This is a genomic window from Bradyrhizobium denitrificans (assembly GCF_013179005.1).
Classification (GTDB): domain Bacteria; phylum Pseudomonadota; class Alphaproteobacteria; order Rhizobiales; family Xanthobacteraceae; genus Bradyrhizobium; species Bradyrhizobium denitrificans.
The window spans coordinates 60,899-77,124 of the sequence record NZ_JABFDP010000025.1; the positions used below are offsets into that span (position 1 = coordinate 60,899).

The following is a 16,226-nucleotide window of genomic DNA, read 5'->3' on the forward strand; positions in this document are numbered from 1 at the left end:
GTTTTATCGCACAAGCCGTGCTTCCACGACGAATTGTGAGCCTGCGATCGATCTGCAGACTGACCGCTGGCCGATAGGCTTCACGCGTCAAATGGTTTCAGAATTGCAATATAAGCGGCAAACCCGTCGAGCATATATTGAACGATCCCAAAAACGCGCCCTATGACATTGACGCCCGTCAATCCGAGCACGGCCATCAGTCGCGATGCAAAAAGGAAGACCAATAGGCAAAGCAGCAACACAGAGAGGAGGGTAGACATTGCGATAAGCTGAATCAGGAAATCGCTGCCTGCCTTTCCCATAATAAGAATGACGGAGGTCATTGCGCCCGGACCGGCAGAGCGGTACTGCAAGTGGAAAACCCGCCACGTCCGTGCTTTGCTCTGCCTCGTCTTCTTCGGCCTCGGTTGCAGTCCGTAGTCCGCTGGGACGCCGGCAATTCGAAACGCCGGGAGCGATATGCCCAGAAAGCGAAAAACAGTATCGCCGGCGAACGCAAACACGATCAAAATCGGGCCAGCAAGAAGGACGGCGCGAACTGCAATTTGTTGTCGGATCGCGACACTCTTTTTTCCGGTCAAGGCCATGAAGATCGGGAGAATGCCAAGTGGGTCGATCACCACAAAAAATGTGACGAAGGTCGTAATGACGAATTCCAGCGTCGACGGCACGCGAGCTATTTCCCCTTAGGCGGTTCAAGCGCCGCCGCGATTGCGTCATCGACGGTCCGCATCCAAACGAATTTGATCCGTTGTCGCGCATCAGGAGGGATATCTTCGAGATCCTTTCTGTTTCGTTCGGGAAGCATGACCGTTTCAATGCCGCCCCGCACCGCAGCGAGGACCTTCTCCTTGACGCCGCCGATCGGCAGAACCAGTCCACGGAGCGAAATCTCGCCTGTCATCGCGGTGTCGCCTCGTGCCGTACGGGCGGTCAGAAGCGAGGTCAAGGCGATGAACATGGCAACGCCCGCGCTCGGGCCGTCCTTCGGAATCGCGCCTGCCGGCACATGAACGTGAATATCCGACTTTTCGAACTGGGCAGGATCGATGCCGAGGCTCTCGGCGCGCGATTTGACAAGACTGAGCGCGGCTTGCGCGCTCTCCTTCATCACGTCACCAAGTTGCCCCGTCAGAATGAGCTTGCCGCTTCCGGGCACGCGCGCTGCCTCAATGAACAGGATGTCGCCGCCGGTCGGCGTCCAGGCAAGTCCGGTGGCGACGCCCGGGACGCTGGTGCGCATCGCGACCTCGTCCTCGAAGCGATGGGGCCCGAGAATCGTTGGCAGGTCCGCCTCGCCGATCTTGACCGCGGTGTCTTTGCCCTCGGCAATACGCATCGCGGCGTGGCGGCAGAGCGCGCCGATTTCTCTCTCCAGGTTGCGGCAGCCGGCCTCGCGCGTGTAATACCGGATGATCCCCCGGAGCGCCTCGTCGGAAATGTCGCATTGCTCGGCCTTCAAGCCGGCAGCATCGAGCTGTCGCTTGATGAGGTAGCGCTTGGCGATCTGCAGTTTTTCATCTTCCGTATAACCGGGGACCGAGATCATCTCCATGCGATCGCGCAGGGGGCCGGGAATGCTGTCCGGAATATTGGCGGTTCCGATGAACAGCACTTTCGATAGGTCGAAGGGTAGGCCCAGATAGTTATCGCGGAAAGTGCGGTTCTGCTCGGGATCGAGCACTTCGAGCAGGGCCGACGAAGGGTCGCCGTGAAACCCGGCGCCAAGCTTGTCCATCTCATCGAGCATCAGGACCGGATTGCGCGCGCCCGCTTTGCGAATAGCCTGAATGATGTTCCCAGGAAGCGCACCGATATAGGTTCGGCGATGCCCGCGAATCTCCGCCTCGTCGTGAACGCCGCCGAGGCTCAGGCGCGCGAAGGGACGTCCGGTCGCCCGGGCGATGCTCTGACCAAGCGAGGTCTTGCCGACGCCCGGCGGGCCGACGAAACAGAGAATCGGCGCTTTGCCATCCGGATTAAGCTTGCGCACCGCAAGATATTCGAGAATGCGCTTCTTGACCTTGTCGAGATCGTAGTGGTCTTCGTCGAGGATGCGGCGCGCTTCTTGAATGTCGATCCTCTCGTCGGCCAGTTTTGACCAGGGCAATTCGATGAGCCAGTCGAGATAGGTGCGGATCATGGAATACTCGCCGGCGGCATCTGGCATCCGTTCGAGACGCCGCAGCTCCTTCTTGGCCTGATCCTCGACCTCCTTCGGCATGCCTGCCGATTCGATAGCGCGCTTCAGTTCTTCGAGCTCGGCGGAACGATCGTCGGACTCGCCGAGCTGGCGCTGGATCTGCCGCATCTGCTCGCGCAGGATGTGCTCGCGTTGCTGCGTACTGAGTGTCTCCTGCGTCTGCTCGCCAATCTCTTTGCTGATACGGAGCACCTGAATACGCTCGGTCAGGAACCGAATCGTTTTTTCAAGCCGCGTTTTGACGTCGAATGTTTCGAGAATGTCCTGCTTGTCAGACGGCTTGATGTCCATCAGGTTGGCGACGAAGTCGGCCAGCGCCGAGGCCGACTGAACCCCGTCAAGTCCTGCGACAAGCTCGGCCGGGACATTCGGCAAGAGCTGCATGGCCTCGTGCGCCCGCTGTCGCAGCAATTGCACCCGGCCCTCGATTTCCGGCGTCAGAACTTCGGATTCCCCGATTTCCTCCACCTGCGCGGTCACAAAGGGATATCCTGGCAAGAAGCTTTGAATGCGAAACCGGCGAGTGCCGCGGACGATCAGATGATGGGTGCCGTCCGGCGCCGTCACGTAGCGCAGAATTTCCGCGACTGTGCCGATACGATGAAGCTGCTCATCGCCCGGTTCGTCGACTGTCGGATCGGTTTGCAACACGATGCCGATCGGCCGCTCACCGCGCAATGCTTCCTGGGCGGCAGCCTGGGAGCGTGGCCGCCCCACCGTCAGCGGCATCACGACGCCGGGAAACAACACCATATTGCGCACTGGCAGCAAGATCAGTGCGCCCGGCGGGAGCTTGGTGTTGCTCTGGCTTGATGGCGAGACTTGTTCGTTCATCTTTTTGCGCCTTGTGCCGATTTGGCGAGACGGAGAAGGAGACAGCCATCCTCAAAATCCTGCGCCGCGAGTGCTGCGCCCGCTTCGGGAAGCGTGAATCGAAGCAAAAAACGTCCCTGAGGAATCTCAAGCCGATGAATGGCCGCGCCTCTGACCAATGCCGGCATTCGGCGATGGCCGCGAACTTCAAGCGTCCGCCCGAAAAGCCCAATCTCGACGTCGCCCGGAGCCACCCCGGGCAACGCGATCAGTGCAATGAATTCGCTTTCCGTCTCATATAAGTCAACGGGCGGCGACCAACCGATTGTGCCTTCGACGGCAAGAGGCGTGAAAAATTGACGATGAAGCCGCTCCGCGCGAGCCAGGAGCTCACAAGCATCCGCCCACATCCACCGCTCGATTTCGCCAAATGCCATGGATCTGACCCCCTAACACCGCTTCGGTGCTGTCTTCCTATGTCTCAACCGGCTCCGAGCGCAGACTCCGACGAATTTGATTCTCGATGACATCAAGAGCATCCTTGACTTGTTTCTCTGGCTTTCGGGTGACCATCGCGATCTCGTCCGTCTCAAAGCCTTCGACGTAATGCAAATCGAACACTTCTTGCTCGAAAGGGGATAACGTAGCTAGCACCTGATCCATCGCCGACAACAAACCGGATTTCGGAGAGGCTTCTCCGGTAAGCGATGAGGGCGCGATCGGAGGATGCCCTTTTCGCGAGCCGCTGCCGCGCTGTGCGATGGCCTTGCGGACGAGGCGATAGAGCTGCGCGCGATCATTTGTCAGCTTTTGGCGCTTCGATAAAGCCGCAAGCTTGTCTTTTGCCTCCCCAACCAATTCCGCAAGCTCTCGATCGGTGACTGACTCATCTTGGCTAGGAGTGCGATTGACAGCTCTGCGCGCGAACCGTGTCAACCGGCTGCGGTGACCTTCAACGAAAGCTTCGCGGATTTCGGCGGCGCTTTGCGGTACCGCGCCACCTTCGCTTGGTCCGGACGCAAATGACAGCTTCTTGCGCCTCGCTTTGCGTTTCCATTGCGGCTCTTCCCGCATCTTCTCTTTGAGAGCCTTTAGTTCTTGCAGAAGCGCCTTTACCGCATGCGTCAATGCGGTGATAGCTGACTTTGCCGACTTGTCAGCATGCAAGATGTGCGACGGCAGCCGGAGCGTAAGAACGGCCCGATGCTCCTCCTTGCGCGCGTGCCGGTCGAGTTCAATAAGAAGATGCACAGCATCCGGGGGAAAACGTTGCAGATGCTGTTCGAGAGCGCGAATTTTGCTGTAAAGTTTCTCTCGCAAAAACGGGTGTCCGTGCAGGTTGCGCGTGACGATATTCCAGCTGAAGTGACCGGCGTTTTCACCTAAGTCTGCTGTCATGGACGGGGGGTCTCCGCTGGCCGATTGAACGAAAATAGTCATATCACCTATTGGTGGCGCTGAGCCGCAAGCGGCAGGCGCATCGTATCTTCTTCAGCGCCTCCAGTCTTTTTACCTGCGATCACGCCTTGGCCTGACCATGGGCTTCGACAAACCACAATGTTTTGTCGATACTTCTGGAGACCTCAGTGAACAAGTCGGCCGTGCCCTGGTCGCCCGCCTCAACCGCCTCGTCGATGTTGCGGCGAACATTGGCGCCAAATGCGGCAAGCGCATCCGCGAGAGCCGAAACATGGGCGCGACCGTCGACGATATCGAGCGGGTATTCCTTAAGCATCGATTGCTTGGCGGCAACGCGCGCCGTGCCTTCCGCGGTACCGCCGAGCGTCGCGATTCGTTCGGCGATCGTGTCGGCATGCTCGCGAGCGGTCGTTGCAACCTGATCGAACAGTCCGTGCAACGCGATAAAGCTCGGTCCTTTAACATTCCAATGCGCCTGCTTGGCTTGGGTTGAGAGGTCGACGGCATCGGCCAATCGCGCTTGAAGCAATCCGATGGCGGTTCCTCGAACGTTGGAAGGCAAATCGATGCGGGTGTCATGCATGGCGACCTCCTGATTTCGCTTGCTTGGCAAATCCTCGGCAGGGATAGGTACCGCAGGGCCAATTCGCGCCGGAATCCAGCCCGGCGGATCGCTGGCAGGAAACGATTCGATGGCCGCTTCAATGACAGGATCGTCATCGGTTTCAGGAGGATCCGGCTTACGTTTTCTTGCCATTCGCGTACTCTCATTTTTAGCGCGTTAAGGCACTCAATGCGCGTGCGACACGATCCATTGCTGAAGGCGGCGTTCATCCATGGCGCCGCTCACGCGATCTACGATCTGGCCTTTACGAAACATAATCAGGGTGGGAATCGATCTTATGTCGTAACGCTCCGCAGCGCCTGGATCATTCTCGGTGTTCAACTTCAGCAACCGCGCGTTCGGCTCCAGTTGTCCCGCGGTGCGCTCGTAGGCCGGCGCCATCATGCGGCATGGTCCGCACCACGGCGCCCAGAAATCGACGACGACCGGTATCTCATTTGACTTGATATGCTTCTCCAGCCGTTCGCCGATGACCTCCGCCGGATGACCGTCGAAGAGCGCACGATGACAGCGGCCGCATTTGGCCTCTTTGGCCGGCTTGTCCGCAGGGATGCGGTTGACGGCATCGCAATGAGGACAAACGATATGCGTGACGTGTTGACTCATGTTGCCGGCCTCTCACGCTCTGCGATCTCGGCCTTTCGGTCCTGATCGCGCACGAGCCAATAGACGGCGCCAAGAGCGATGACGCCCGCCGCCAGCGCAAACATTTGATTGGCCGTAGCGGATGACAAATCGATGATGATGAATTTCCGGATCACCGCGAGCATGGCAATCAGGACGACCGTGCGCACCTGCACGACGCTTTGTTCCCGCTTCACCATGATTAGGATGGAATGTTTGAATTCCAAGGCGATGATGACGGTAAACATCATGCCAAACACTGTCTGAAAAACAGCAGGATCTGTCGGATCAAAACTGGCCAGGACGAGGCCGAATAGGATCTTAATTGCCAGATGCCAGACCGCGGAGGCGATAACGACGATGATCAAGCCGGTCAGAATGAGAACGACCACTTGCTCGAATTTCTCGTAGACGCTGGCGACCTCCCATTGCGTGGTTTTGATGTCCAAATGTTCGAGCAATTTCATAGTTGACTCCGTCCGCTGCGCCACCGGCTTTTCTCTGACCACGCCTGTTTAAGTTACTTTCGCAACGCTTCCTTCTGTCGCGGCACCGGAAGATATTCGACGCCGCCCCCTTGCGACCGTACCGGCTGGGGATAAAGCGTCATCAGTTCGAGCACTGCGTCCGGCATGTTCGTGCTGACAGGCAGGCCCAAGTCTTTGGCCTCCGTCGGCGAAATCGGATAGTCGTGCGTCCATTGTCCGGTCGATAATTTTTCAGCGAGCGCTTCGGCCTTATCCTCGGGCATTTTATCCGTCAGGAGTTCCTTGGCAGCAGCTTTAACCTGGGCAATCGCCTTGCGGCCGACATCGGCAAGAACCAGGGTCTGGTCGTCGATCTCCGCAATCGGCTTCTGCTCGATCACCTTAAGCAAAGAGGCCGCGGGCGATTGCCCGAGCTGCGGATCGATCGGGCCGAGCACAGAGTGCCGGCACATGACGATCTCATCGGCTGCGAGTGCAATGAGCGTACCGCCGGACATCGCGTAATGAGGCACGAAAACGGTCACTTTCGCCTTGTGCGCGCGGATGGCGCGCGCGATCTGCAACGCAGCCAGCACCAGTCCGCCCGGCGTGTGCAGCACGATGTCGAGCGGCACATCGTCATCGGTCATATGAATGGCGCGAAGCACATCCTCGGAGTCGTTCACGTCGATGTAACGCATCAGCGGGAAGCCGAGCAGCCGCATTGTTTCTTGCCGATGCACAAGCAGGATGACGCGCGAGTTCCGATCCCGCTCGATCTGCGCGATCTTTCGCGTTCGCATGGCCTCCAGCATGCGTTGCCGAAGCAACGGCTGCAGCATAGTGAACATGAAGAACAGCCAGAAGATGTCGTTGATGCTCATGAAGGCAGATCTCCGGATTGCTCAGCGTCGGCCATTGGGCGTGAAACCATAGATTCCCTCGTCAAGGTAGTATTTCCGATAAGTTCGCCGCGGCTGCGTCAAAACGGATGTCAGCAACACCCCCGCGATGAATCCGCCGATATGCGCCCACCATGCGATACCTCCGCCCGCCGAAGGACTGACAAGTTCGATCGTTCCTTGCACGAATTGCATCAAAAACCACAGTCCGGCGAACAAGAGTGCCGGAACTTCAAAAAAGAACGGAAAGAAGAAGATCGGAATGACGACGATCAAATTCGCCAGCGGAAAGAGACGGACGAAGGCGCCGATGACGCCGGCGATCGCACCGGAGGCGCCCAAAGCCGGAACAAACGATGTTGCATTAAAATACGCATGCGCTGTCGAGGCCGCGATCCCGCAAAACAAATAGAAAAGCAAATAACGGGCTCCTCCCATTCGATCTTCGACCGTCGGCCCGAACAGAAACAGGGTCCACATGTTCAAGATCAGATGCAGCCATCCGCCATGCAGGAACATATTGGTTGCAAACGGCAGATAATCCGAAAGCGTGGGTTCGGGCACGAAAGGCAGAGGAACGAAATAACGTCCCGGAATAAGCGCGTAGTCCACGAGAAATCGATCGAGTGCTGGCGGCGAGAGACTGACTTGGTAGAGGAACACGGCCACGTTTGTGGCGATCAGACTCCAGGTGACAAAAGGTGCGCTGCGGTGCGGAACGCCATTTTGGATCGGAAACATCGGTCATGCCCTCGCGGCTTGAGAGGCGGCCGTCATGGCCGGCGCGGCCATGGCCTGAGTGCCAGGCGAACGCAGATCGCGGGTAAGCTCGCGCAGTTCGTCTTCGTTCAACGTCTCTTTTTCGAGCAAGGATTTGACGCAGCGCTCCAGAACATCACGGTTGGCGGTAAGGATTACGGTTGTCCGATCGAACACGGCATGGACGATCGATTTCACGGCAGCGTCGATCGCTTCAGCCGTCGTTTCGCTGAATTGACGCTCGCTCGGCGCCTGTCCTGGCACATTGCCCAAGAAGGAAGGCCGTTCGGGTTCGTACACGACATAGCCGAGGGTTTCGTCCATGCCGTAGCGCACCACCATATTGCGGGCAATGTCGGTCACCTTGGCGAGATCGTCGGCGGCGCCGGTCGAAAGCTTTCCGAACACCAATTTCTCGGCAGCACGCCCGCCCAACAGAACAGCGATTTTGGCTTCGAGTTCGTCGCGGGTCATTAAATAGCGGTCCTCGGTCGGCCGCTGGATCGTATAGCCAAGCGCGCCTACCCCGCGTGGAATGATCGAGACCTTGTGAACGGCATCGGTTTTGGAAATCGCGAGTGCAACCAGCGCATGGCCCATCTCGTGATAGGCAACAACCTTTCGCTCGTTCGGGTTGAGCAGCCGATTCTTCTTTTCCAGACCGGCGACGATGCGCTCGATGCCGGCCGTAAAATCCTGCATGGCAACCGCCGACGCGCCCCGGCGGGTGGCCAGGAGGGCGGCCTCGTTAACCAGATTGGCGAGGTCGGCACCAGTGAATCCCGTGGTCAGAGCTGCGATCTTTTCTGGGTCGACATCCTCGGCCAAGGTCACTTTCCGCATGTGCACCTTCAGAATTTGGACGCGGCCGGTCTTGTCGGGACGGTCGATGAGAACCTGTCGATCGAAGCGGCCGGCGCGTAACAGAGCGGGATCGAGGATTTCCGGGCGGTTGGTGGCGGCCAGAAGTACGATGCCCTGCGCCGGATCGAAGCCGTCGAGCTCGACCAGAAGCTGATTGAGCGTCTGTTCGCGCTCGTCGTGACCGCCGACGGCCGGAAATGCGCCGCGCGCCTTGCCCAGCGCATCCAACTCGTCGATGAAAATGATGCAGGGTGCCATGCTTCTTGCCTGCTCGAACAGGTCGCGCACGCGCGCCGCACCAACGCCGACGAACATTTCCACGAATTCGGAGCCGTTGATCGATAAAAACGGCACGCCGGCCTCGCCCGCGATCGCGCGTGCCAGCAACGTCTTGCCCGTACCCGGCGGTCCCACCAGAAGGACGCCCTTCGGGATACGCGCACCAAGCCGGCCGTATTCCTGCGGCGCCCGCAGGAAGGCGACGACCTCCTTCAGTTCTTCCTTGGCTTCATCGACGCCAGCGACGTCGTTGAACGTGACCTTGATATCTTTCTCGACATAGACCTTGGCCTTGCTCTTGCCGATCGGCAGAAAGTTGCCCAGCCCCTGCTTCTCCGCTACTCGCCGAAACACGAACATCCACAGGCCGAAGAAGAGCAGGATGGGCAGAACCCATGAGAGGATATCGCGAAGTAAGGTGCTTTCGACGGCCCCAGTAAAGCGCACGCCCTTTTCAGCAAGCTTCTGGGCCAAAGCCGGATCGACCCGCGTGGTCACAAATTGCGTGCGACCGTCGCGCGGCTCTTTGAAGTAACCGCGGATGAACTGATTGCCGACGACGATGTTGTTGATCTTTCCATCATCGAGATAACGCTCGAATTCGCTATAGGGGATCGGCTCGACGCGCTGGCTCTCGATCCAGAAATGCTGAATCAACAGAACGCCGAAAACGGCCGCAACCACATACCAGATGTTGAAAGTCGTTTCCTTACTGAACTGCATGGCGCGTCCCAAATGGTAACGGATCGAGCGTGCTCATGGGGTCTCCGGGCCTTTCATCGGTATCGGCCGCCGGCTGCGCATATCGGCAAGGATACGTTGTTGCAGCTCGGGCGACTGGACGCCGACGGCTTCGCACAATTCGCGCAGCGTCTTTCTGAGACCGTGCATCTGGTCGATCAGATCGAGAACGATGGCGATGCCTTCTTCGTTGACGCCCAGATCTTCGCGCAAATCGCGAATCATTTGCGCGCGGGACATGTCCATTTCCGTAAAGGCCAGTCCTTGGTCGGTTCTTTGCGGGCGTAGCCATCCTTCCTCAACCCACGTCTCGACAACGTCCTGGCTCACCTTCAAGCGCAAAACAAATTCTGGGATATGGAGCATCTACGCCTCCATGCCGCGGCGGGGATCGTGGGCTTTGCCAGCGGTCCAACTTTGAACGAACTTCTCCAACTCGGGATCGGGCTTCTCCGGCAGGACCACCTTTAGTTTCACATACTCGTCCCCCCGCGTCCCGTTCGAACGCGCGACACCCTTGCCGCGCAGGCGCAGAACCGTGCCCGTGTTGGAGCCCTTTGGGACGTTCATCGACACGGCTCCCGTCGGTGTGGGAACGGAAATCTTACCGCCCAGCACGGCTTCGGTGAGCGAGACCGGCAATTCCAGATGGATATCGTCATCTTTGCGCGTGAACAGCGGATGTGGCTTCACAACAATTTCAACAAACGCGTCGCCCGGCGGACCGCCGCCGATCCCCGCGCCCCCCTTGCCGGCAAGCCGCAGAAGCTGGCCGTCACGCGCGCCGGGCGGGACGGTAACATCGACGGTGGAGCCGTCCGAGAGCGTGATGCGTCGCGTCGCACCATTGACCGCCTCCAGGAACTCGACGGGCAGGCGGTAATGCACATCCTGCCCGCGCATCTTCAGGTTCATCCGGCCGCCCCGGCCGAACAGGCTGGAAAAAAGATCACCCTCGTCGCTGAAATCGGAAAATCCTTCTGATGATGCATAAGGATGGTCACCGGCCGCCCCGCCGGCAAAATCCCGATAGTAGCGCTGCCGCGGCCGCTCCTGGCCCGAGGCGTCGATCTCGCCACGATCGAATCGCGCGCGCTTTTCCGGATCGCTCAGGAGATCGTAAGCCGCTGAAACGGCTTTGAATTGCTCCTCTGCCTGCTTGTTGCCGGGGTTGAGGTCGGGGTGCAGCTTCTTGGCAAGCTTGCGGTAGGCCTTCTGAATGTCGTCCTGACTAGCGTCCTTCTTGACGCCGAGGACGTTGTAGGGATCTGCGTTCAATCGGGGCCCCCGAACCAATATGTGGTTTTCCGTGACCGGCCCGGTCTGCAGAGCCGATGCGCACAAGCTAATTCTGCTACGGTCGGGGGCTCGACGCAAAGCCGCCAGACGAGCGGCGCACTCCGGGGATCCGCGGGCTCGACCTAATCCATCAGCGCAGTCGGCGCAGCCTCAGCCCCAGGATCGTGAGAATGATGCCAGAAAACAAAGCGTAGGTCGCCAGCAGCCAACCGGCGGCCACAAAAGTTTCAACAGGCTTGGTCAAGAAGAGCCAAACGACAATGCCTCCGAGGACAACCGAAATCGCTCCGCTAAGAATTAGCCAGATTTCGCCCCTGATTTCATGACGAAGGCGTATAGCGGCGAAAATTTCAAAGGCTCCGGTGAAAATCGACCAGACCGCAATGCTCGCCCATAAAAACGACGCGAGCGCCAAGGTAGCCGTGAGCGGCCAGACGATCACCACAATGCCAGTTAGAACGCCCAGGATGCCGCTGAAGGCAAGCCATCCCCAGCGCTCGCCTTTGCGGACATTGTACACTGCCGCGATCAAGACCAACACACCGTCGGCAAACGAGAAAGCACCAAAAACGAGCGTAAACGCCAGCAACGCCTGTGTTGGCATCCAGAATGCCAGAGCAGAGAGAATCAACGCCAAAACGCCGCGAATTACAAATGCCCACCAATTGGTGCTCAACGAGCACAACAGCCGACGGCCGGAGTCGTCATAGTTGACGTCTTTTTCTGCGAAACTCTGGTAGCTCATGATTAGGCCCTTTCAAACCAACCTGCCGAATAGTCTCATCGAAGCTGCCAGACTTGACCGTTGCTAGAGTGATCGTGAGCCGGCTCACCCTCGGACTGGCGAAGTGCTACAATATGCAAGCCTGATGCGCTTGGCCATTGATCATTGATGGCATTCCGTTCGGTGCGCCACATTGACGACCGTCAATGCTGAGCCACGCAAATGCAGCCTTGATGTCAAGGCGCCGATGCGTGAGGGCGCTATCGGTTGATCTGAAGGGGATAAAGGGAGTTTTAGCCATGCTCACTGATCTAGCGCTCGGCGGCCGGTGGCCCGACCTGGCCCGCGATATGCGCCGACTTCAGGAAGAAATGAACCGCACCTTCGGCGGCTTCAGGTTTGCCGTCCCGGCCGAGTACCCGCCCGTCAACGTCTGGGCGGGGGCGGACGGCGCCATCATCACCGCGGAAATTCCGGGCGTCGCGCCCGACCAAATCGACATTACGGTGCACCAGGATACGGTGACGCTGCGCGGAAAGCGCGAGCCTGCGGCGCCTGGCAAGGACGCGACGGTTCACCGGGAAGAACGCACGGTGGGTGCATTCGCCCGAACACTGGTTCTCCCTTTCCGCGTCGACTCCGAAAAGGCCTCCGCACGCTTCGAGCGGGGAGTTCTCATTCTCGAACTGCCGCGGCCGCCTGCCGACAAGCCCCGCCAGATCAAGATCAACCCGGCGTGAACGAGGGAGGTTCTCCATGACCGACAACACATCAGGCGCTAAAGCGCAGACCGAGACTGTAAGCCAGGCTCCGACATTCCTCCCGGCTGCCGATATCTACGAGACCAACGATGCGGTGGTCATGCTGCTGGAAATGCCGGGTGCCGATCCGCAGAGCCTCAACGTCACGCTGGACAAGCGGACGTTGACCATCACCGCGAGTTCCAAGCCCTTCGCGCCTCAAGGGTATACGCTGGTCCATGCCGAGTACGAGGACGGTAACTACGAACGAGCATTCACGCTTTCGGAATTGGTCGACGGCGATCGGATCGACGCCGAATTCAAGGATGGCGTGCTACGTTTGACGCTGCCGAAGGCTACGCCATCCCCGGCCAAAAAGATCAATGTCCGCGCGGCGTGACCGTTCAAGGAGGACTCCAATGAATATCCGCGATCTTATCCCCTGGAACTGGGGCAAACGGCAGGTGCCGGTTCGGCGCGAGCAAAGCCAGCCGCTCCAATCGTTGCAAAACGATATCAATCGGGCCTTCGACAGTTTCTGGCGGGGATTCGATCTGCCTTGGCCGTCCACGTCGTCCGCGTGGTCGATCTCAATGCCGAGCGTTGATGTTTCGGAGAGCGACAAGGAAATCGAGGTGACGGCGGAACTCCCCGGCATAGACGAAAAAGACATCGATATCAGCCTCGCTGAAGGCGTGCTGACGATTCGCGGCGAGAAAAAATCAGAGGTCGAGAAGAAGGAGAAAGACTATTATCTCCAGGAACGGACCTTTGGCTCGATCGAACGAGTCGTGCCGCTGCCCGATACCATCGATCTCGACTCCGCCAACGCCACGTTCAAGAATGGTGTCTTGACCGTCAAGCTTGCAAAAAAGCCGGAAGCTGCGGCCGCCACAAAGCGGATTACTGTGCGGCGCGCTTGATCCAGAAGCCCTCAATGAAGGTGGCTGCGATGAGAATGCACGTGCGAACTGTCCTTCTGACCCTGTGCTTTGCCGCCGTGATCGGGAGTGCTCCCGCAGTCGCACAACAGGCAGCACTCGTTCCGTCGCAGCCAACCCTCGCTCCGCTGGTCGAAAAAGTGGCGCCCGCGGTAGTCAATATTTCCGTGCTGTCGCGGTCGCCGGTGCAGGATAATCCACTGCTCCGGGATCCGTTCTTCCGTCGCTTCTTTGAGTTGCCGGATCCCGACAAGATTCCTCCGCAGATGAGCGCGGGTTCAGGCGTCATCGTCGACGTCGGTAAGGGTTACGTGATCACTAATCATCACGTGGTCGACAAGGCGACCGAAATCGTCGTTACGTTGCGCGACCGCCGACAGTTCAAGGCAAAGCTCATCGGCAGCGATTCCGCAACCGACATTGCGCTGGTGCAAATCGAAGCTGATCGGCTGACCCAGCTCCCGCTTGCCGACTCCGACAAGGTCCGAGTCGGAGATTACGCCCTCGCCATCGGCAACCCCTTCGGCCTCGGGCAGACCGTTACTATGGGCATTGTGAGCGCGCTCGGGCGTAGCGGCATCAATGCCGAAGGCTATGAGGACTTCATTCAGACCGACGCCTCGATCAATCCGGGCAATTCCGGTGGGGCCCTGGTGTCCCTCAGTGGCGAACTGATCGGGATCAATACGGCCATCATTGCACCTTCCGGCGGAAATGTCGGAATCGGCTTTGCGGTATCGAGCAACATGGCTCGCTCCGTCATGGATCAGCTCATTCGCTACGGCGAAGTCCAACGCGGTAGGCTCGGATTCGTGGTGCAGGATATCACGCCGGATATTGCGAAGGCGATAGGCGTACCCGCGACGGCTGAAGGCGCGGTCGTCGTGCAGGTTGAGCCGGGTTCGGCGGCCGACAAAGCCGGCGTCAAGGCCGGAGATGTCGTGACCGCCCTCGGCGGGCGGCCGGTGCGCGGCGCATCCGACCTGCGTAACCGCATTGGACTGACCCGCGTCGGTGAGGACGTCGAGTTGAAAGTCCTCCGAAACGGCGCAGAGCGGCGGCTGCGAGCGCGCGTCGAGCGAAGCTCGGCCTCTCCTCAAACGGCCGCTTTACAGACCGACAAGGGCACAACGATCCCGCGTTTACGCGGCGCGGTTGTTCGCGACATCGGTCCGGGTATGCCTATGTACGGCAAGGTCCAGGGCGTCGTGGTCGCCGAGGTTGAGGACGGAAGCCCGGCAGCCGCGCGCGGCTTGCGCGCCGGCGATGTGATCGTCGCCGTCAACCGCAAACCCGTCCGCAATGTGGCTGAATTCCAGGCCGCCCTGCAGGAGGCAGGCCGTGTCGCCGCGCTCGATGTGCTGCGTGGAGACATGTCGCTCTTTATCTTGATCACGTAGGCAGAGCGCATCGGCTATGTCCTCTTGGAGGTTATCGGCGAGAGGCTGGCGCGCTATCGTTGCGCTTCGAAAATTGTCGCTTACGGCTGTCGTTTGTGTTTGGGCGCTTACAATTGGCGATGCGACCATGAGCAGCTTGCAGACAATCGCTCAGGCACAATCGCTAAATGCCCAGACCTTCGAACTGCCGAACGGGATGAAGGTCATCTATGTCCCCGATCGCCGTCTCCCGATCGTCACTCATATGCTTTGGTATCGCGTCGGCTCAGCCGACGAGGAGCCGGGCAAATCGGGTCTTGCTCACTTTTTCGAGCATCTGATGTTCAAGGGGACGCCAGCCAATCCGGGTGACTCCTATGCCCGTTTCATCGGTGAGGTTGGAGGCGAGCTGAACGCATTTACGTCTTATGACTTCACCGCCTACTACGCGACCGTGGGCTCTGCTCACCTTGAGAGAGTCATGGAGCTTGAGGCCGACCGCATGGTCAATCTCGCGCTCACTCCGCAACAAGTCGCTGTCGAACGGGAGGTGATCGTCGAAGAACGGCGCTTGCGTACAGATAACAAACCGGAAGCATTGCTTCTCGAACAAGCCCTTGCGTCGCTTTTTCTCAACCATCGTTATGGAATTCCTGTCATTGGCTGGATGCATGAAATTCGCTCTTGGACTCAAGAGGATGCACTTTCTTTTTATCGTCGGTGGTATGGGCCTAGTAATGCGTTGCTCGTCGTTTCCGGCGACATCGATTTTGAGCAGCTCAGGCGTCTCGCGACCAAGCACTATGGGAAGCTACCTGCTCACGCCGTAACGCGTAAGCGCGCCACCGAGCCGCCCTCGCTCGCGGAACGGCGCGTCATCATGAAGGACCAGCGAGCGGGCCGTCCCTTATGGCTTCGTCTGTATTTGGCTCCGTCCTATGGAACGGAAAATCGGTCCAAGACCGCTGCAATCGAAGTTCTGGCTGAACTCCTTGGCAGCGGAGCGACCGGTATTCTTCATCGTCGTCTGGTGATGGAGCGCGGATTGGCGACTGACGTGTCCGCGAGCTACGACCCCGCTGCGATCGACGAAACGATGTTCGCGATCAACGCGATTCCTAAGCCGGGTGTTACAATGGAACAGTTGGGGGGCGCAATCGACGAGGAGATCAATACTGTCGCAAAGACTCTTTCAACGGCCCCTGCCGATCTGACGCGCGCAAAACAGAAGCTCATCATGGCTGGCTTGCAAGCCCGCGATGGAACCTACAAAGCCGCACTTACAGTTGGATCTGCTCTCATGACTGGAGCGGCGCTAAATGACATCGAACAACGACAAGATTTGATTTCCTCCGTCACCGCCGAAGAGATCGCAGTTGTCGCTCACGATCTCTTCCAACCAACGCGCTCGGTAACATCGTTTTTGTTGACCGAAAGGTGAATGAAG

Annotated in this window: 18 protein-coding genes; 5 read left to right on the forward strand and 13 right to left on the reverse strand. The window is 58.8% G+C overall.

Annotation, left to right across the window (positions count from 1 at the left end):
- Positions 1-80: 80 nt before the first annotated feature.
- The 13 genes from HL671_RS26735 to HL671_RS26795 all read right to left on the reverse strand — a co-directional run bounded on the left by HL671_RS26735 (position 81) and on the right by HL671_RS26795 (position 11,740).
- A complete protein-coding gene (locus HL671_RS26735; RefSeq protein ID WP_172240291.1) occupies positions 81-671 on the reverse strand; it encodes a MarC family protein in 591 nt (196 codons plus the stop codon).
- 5 nt (positions 672-676) lie between these two features.
- Positions 677-3,037, reverse strand: a complete 2,361-nt coding sequence (gene lon, locus HL671_RS26740; protein ID WP_172240294.1) for an endopeptidase La — start codon at positions 3,035-3,037, stop codon at positions 677-679.
- Entirely contained in the window at positions 3,034-3,453 is a 420-nt protein-coding gene (locus HL671_RS26745) for an Hsp20/alpha crystallin family protein (protein WP_172240297.1), read from the reverse strand. Before HL671_RS26745 ends, lon begins: the two co-directional genes overlap by 4 nt.
- Before the next feature lie 37 nt (positions 3,454-3,490).
- A complete protein-coding gene (locus HL671_RS26750; RefSeq protein WP_172240300.1) occupies positions 3,491-4,414 on the reverse strand; it encodes an HPF/RaiA family ribosome-associated protein in 924 nt (307 codons plus the stop codon).
- 121 nt (positions 4,415-4,535) lie between these two features.
- Complete coding sequence (gene dps / locus HL671_RS26755) at positions 4,536-5,192, reverse strand: DNA starvation/stationary phase protection protein Dps (RefSeq protein ID WP_312010751.1); 657 nt, start codon at positions 5,190-5,192, stop codon at positions 4,536-4,538.
- A 33-nt stretch (positions 5,193-5,225) separates the two neighbouring features.
- Positions 5,226-5,666, reverse strand: coding sequence for a thioredoxin TrxC (trxC, locus tag HL671_RS26760; protein WP_172240304.1), 441 nt, complete (start codon positions 5,664-5,666; stop codon positions 5,226-5,228).
- The gene (locus HL671_RS26765; protein ID WP_012047511.1) at positions 5,663-6,151 is read right to left on the reverse strand and encodes a phosphate-starvation-inducible PsiE family protein; all 489 of its coding nucleotides are present in this window, start codon (positions 6,149-6,151) and stop codon (positions 5,663-5,665) included. The genes trxC and HL671_RS26765 overlap by 4 nt, the downstream gene beginning before the upstream one ends.
- A 53-nt stretch (positions 6,152-6,204) precedes the next feature.
- Positions 6,205-7,035 (reverse strand): SDH family Clp fold serine proteinase, encoded by an 831-nt coding sequence (locus tag HL671_RS26770; protein WP_012047512.1) that lies wholly within the window; start codon positions 7,033-7,035, stop codon positions 6,205-6,207.
- A gap of 21 nt (positions 7,036-7,056) precedes the next feature.
- The gene (locus tag HL671_RS26775; RefSeq protein ID WP_012047513.1) at positions 7,057-7,794 is read right to left on the reverse strand and encodes a rhomboid family intramembrane serine protease; all 738 of its coding nucleotides are present in this window, start codon (positions 7,792-7,794) and stop codon (positions 7,057-7,059) included.
- A gap of 3 nt (positions 7,795-7,797) precedes the next feature.
- On the reverse strand, positions 7,798-9,678 hold the full coding sequence (gene ftsH, locus HL671_RS26780; protein ID WP_172240307.1) for an ATP-dependent zinc metalloprotease FtsH: 1,881 nt from the start codon (positions 9,676-9,678) through the stop codon (positions 7,798-7,800).
- A 33-nt stretch (positions 9,679-9,711) separates the two neighbouring features.
- Positions 9,712-10,062 carry a chaperone modulator CbpM gene (locus tag HL671_RS26785; RefSeq protein ID WP_041751159.1) on the reverse strand — a complete coding sequence of 117 codons (351 nt, stop codon included), beginning with the start codon at positions 10,060-10,062 and terminating at the stop codon, positions 9,712-9,714.
- Positions 10,063-10,974 (reverse strand): DnaJ C-terminal domain-containing protein, encoded by a 912-nt coding sequence (locus tag HL671_RS26790; RefSeq protein ID WP_041751160.1) that lies wholly within the window; start codon positions 10,972-10,974, stop codon positions 10,063-10,065.
- Between the two features lie 151 nt (positions 10,975-11,125).
- Positions 11,126-11,740, reverse strand: a complete 615-nt coding sequence (locus HL671_RS26795; RefSeq protein ID WP_111355647.1) for an HdeD family acid-resistance protein — start codon at positions 11,738-11,740, stop codon at positions 11,126-11,128.
- A gap of 278 nt (positions 11,741-12,018) precedes the next feature.
- On the opposite strand from HL671_RS26795, the gene HL671_RS26800 reads away from it, so the two are divergent.
- From HL671_RS26800 to HL671_RS26820, 5 genes are all read left to right on the forward strand, one after another.
- Positions 12,019-12,459: an Hsp20/alpha crystallin family protein gene (locus tag HL671_RS26800; protein ID WP_172240310.1), complete on the forward strand. Its 441-nt coding sequence runs from the start codon at positions 12,019-12,021 to the stop codon at positions 12,457-12,459.
- 16 nt (positions 12,460-12,475) lie between these two features.
- The gene (locus HL671_RS26805; RefSeq protein ID WP_012047519.1) at positions 12,476-12,859 is read left to right on the forward strand and encodes an Hsp20/alpha crystallin family protein; all 384 of its coding nucleotides are present in this window, start codon (positions 12,476-12,478) and stop codon (positions 12,857-12,859) included.
- 19 nt (positions 12,860-12,878) lie between these two features.
- On the forward strand, positions 12,879-13,382 hold the full coding sequence (locus HL671_RS26810; RefSeq protein WP_041751161.1) for an Hsp20/alpha crystallin family protein: 504 nt from the start codon (positions 12,879-12,881) through the stop codon (positions 13,380-13,382).
- A gap of 14 nt (positions 13,383-13,396) precedes the next feature.
- Complete coding sequence (locus tag HL671_RS26815; RefSeq protein ID WP_244424279.1) at positions 13,397-14,800, forward strand: DegQ family serine endoprotease; 1,404 nt, start codon at positions 13,397-13,399, stop codon at positions 14,798-14,800.
- A gap of 127 nt (positions 14,801-14,927) precedes the next feature.
- Positions 14,928-16,220, forward strand: a complete 1,293-nt coding sequence (locus tag HL671_RS26820) for a M16 family metallopeptidase (RefSeq protein ID WP_049795449.1) — start codon at positions 14,928-14,930, stop codon at positions 16,218-16,220.
- Positions 16,221-16,226: the final 6 nt, after the last annotated feature.

What these genes read in the sequence shown, in the direction of transcription:
- HL671_RS26820 (WP_049795449.1), top strand. Translation starts at nt 14,928, where the DNA reads ATGAGCAGCTTGCAGACAATCGCTCAGGCACAATCGCTAAATGCCCAG.
- HL671_RS26815 (WP_244424279.1), top strand. Translation starts at nt 13,397, where the DNA reads ATGAAGGTGGCTGCGATGAGAATGCACGTGCGAACTGTCCTTCTGACC.
- HL671_RS26775 (WP_012047513.1), bottom strand. Translation starts at nt 7,794, where the DNA reads ATGTTTCCGATCCAAAATGGCGTTCCGCACCGCAGCGCACCTTTTGTC.
- HL671_RS26770 (WP_012047512.1), bottom strand. Translation starts at nt 7,035, where the DNA reads ATGAGCATCAACGACATCTTCTGGCTGTTCTTCATGTTCACTATGCTG.
- ftsH (WP_172240307.1), bottom strand. Translation starts at nt 9,678, where the DNA reads ATGCAGTTCAGTAAGGAAACGACTTTCAACATCTGGTATGTGGTTGCG.
- trxC (WP_172240304.1), bottom strand. Translation starts at nt 5,666, where the DNA reads ATGAGTCAACACGTCACGCATATCGTTTGTCCTCATTGCGATGCCGTC.
- HL671_RS26800 (WP_172240310.1), top strand. Translation starts at nt 12,019, where the DNA reads ATGCTCACTGATCTAGCGCTCGGCGGCCGGTGGCCCGACCTGGCCCGC.
- dps (WP_312010751.1), bottom strand. Translation starts at nt 5,192, where the DNA reads ATGGCAAGAAAACGTAAGCCGGATCCTCCTGAAACCGATGACGATCCT.
- HL671_RS26805 (WP_012047519.1), top strand. Translation starts at nt 12,476, where the DNA reads ATGACCGACAACACATCAGGCGCTAAAGCGCAGACCGAGACTGTAAGC.
- lon (WP_172240294.1), bottom strand. Translation starts at nt 3,037, where the DNA reads ATGAACGAACAAGTCTCGCCATCAAGCCAGAGCAACACCAAGCTCCCG.
- HL671_RS26785 (WP_041751159.1), bottom strand. Translation starts at nt 10,062, where the DNA reads ATGCTCCATATCCCAGAATTTGTTTTGCGCTTGAAGGTGAGCCAGGAC.
- HL671_RS26765 (WP_012047511.1), bottom strand. Translation starts at nt 6,151, where the DNA reads ATGAAATTGCTCGAACATTTGGACATCAAAACCACGCAATGGGAGGTC.
- HL671_RS26745 (WP_172240297.1), bottom strand. Translation starts at nt 3,453, where the DNA reads ATGGCATTTGGCGAAATCGAGCGGTGGATGTGGGCGGATGCTTGTGAG.
- HL671_RS26750 (WP_172240300.1), bottom strand. Translation starts at nt 4,414, where the DNA reads ATGACAGCAGACTTAGGTGAAAACGCCGGTCACTTCAGCTGGAATATC.
- HL671_RS26810 (WP_041751161.1), top strand. Translation starts at nt 12,879, where the DNA reads ATGAATATCCGCGATCTTATCCCCTGGAACTGGGGCAAACGGCAGGTG.
- HL671_RS26795 (WP_111355647.1), bottom strand. Translation starts at nt 11,740, where the DNA reads ATGAGCTACCAGAGTTTCGCAGAAAAAGACGTCAACTATGACGACTCC.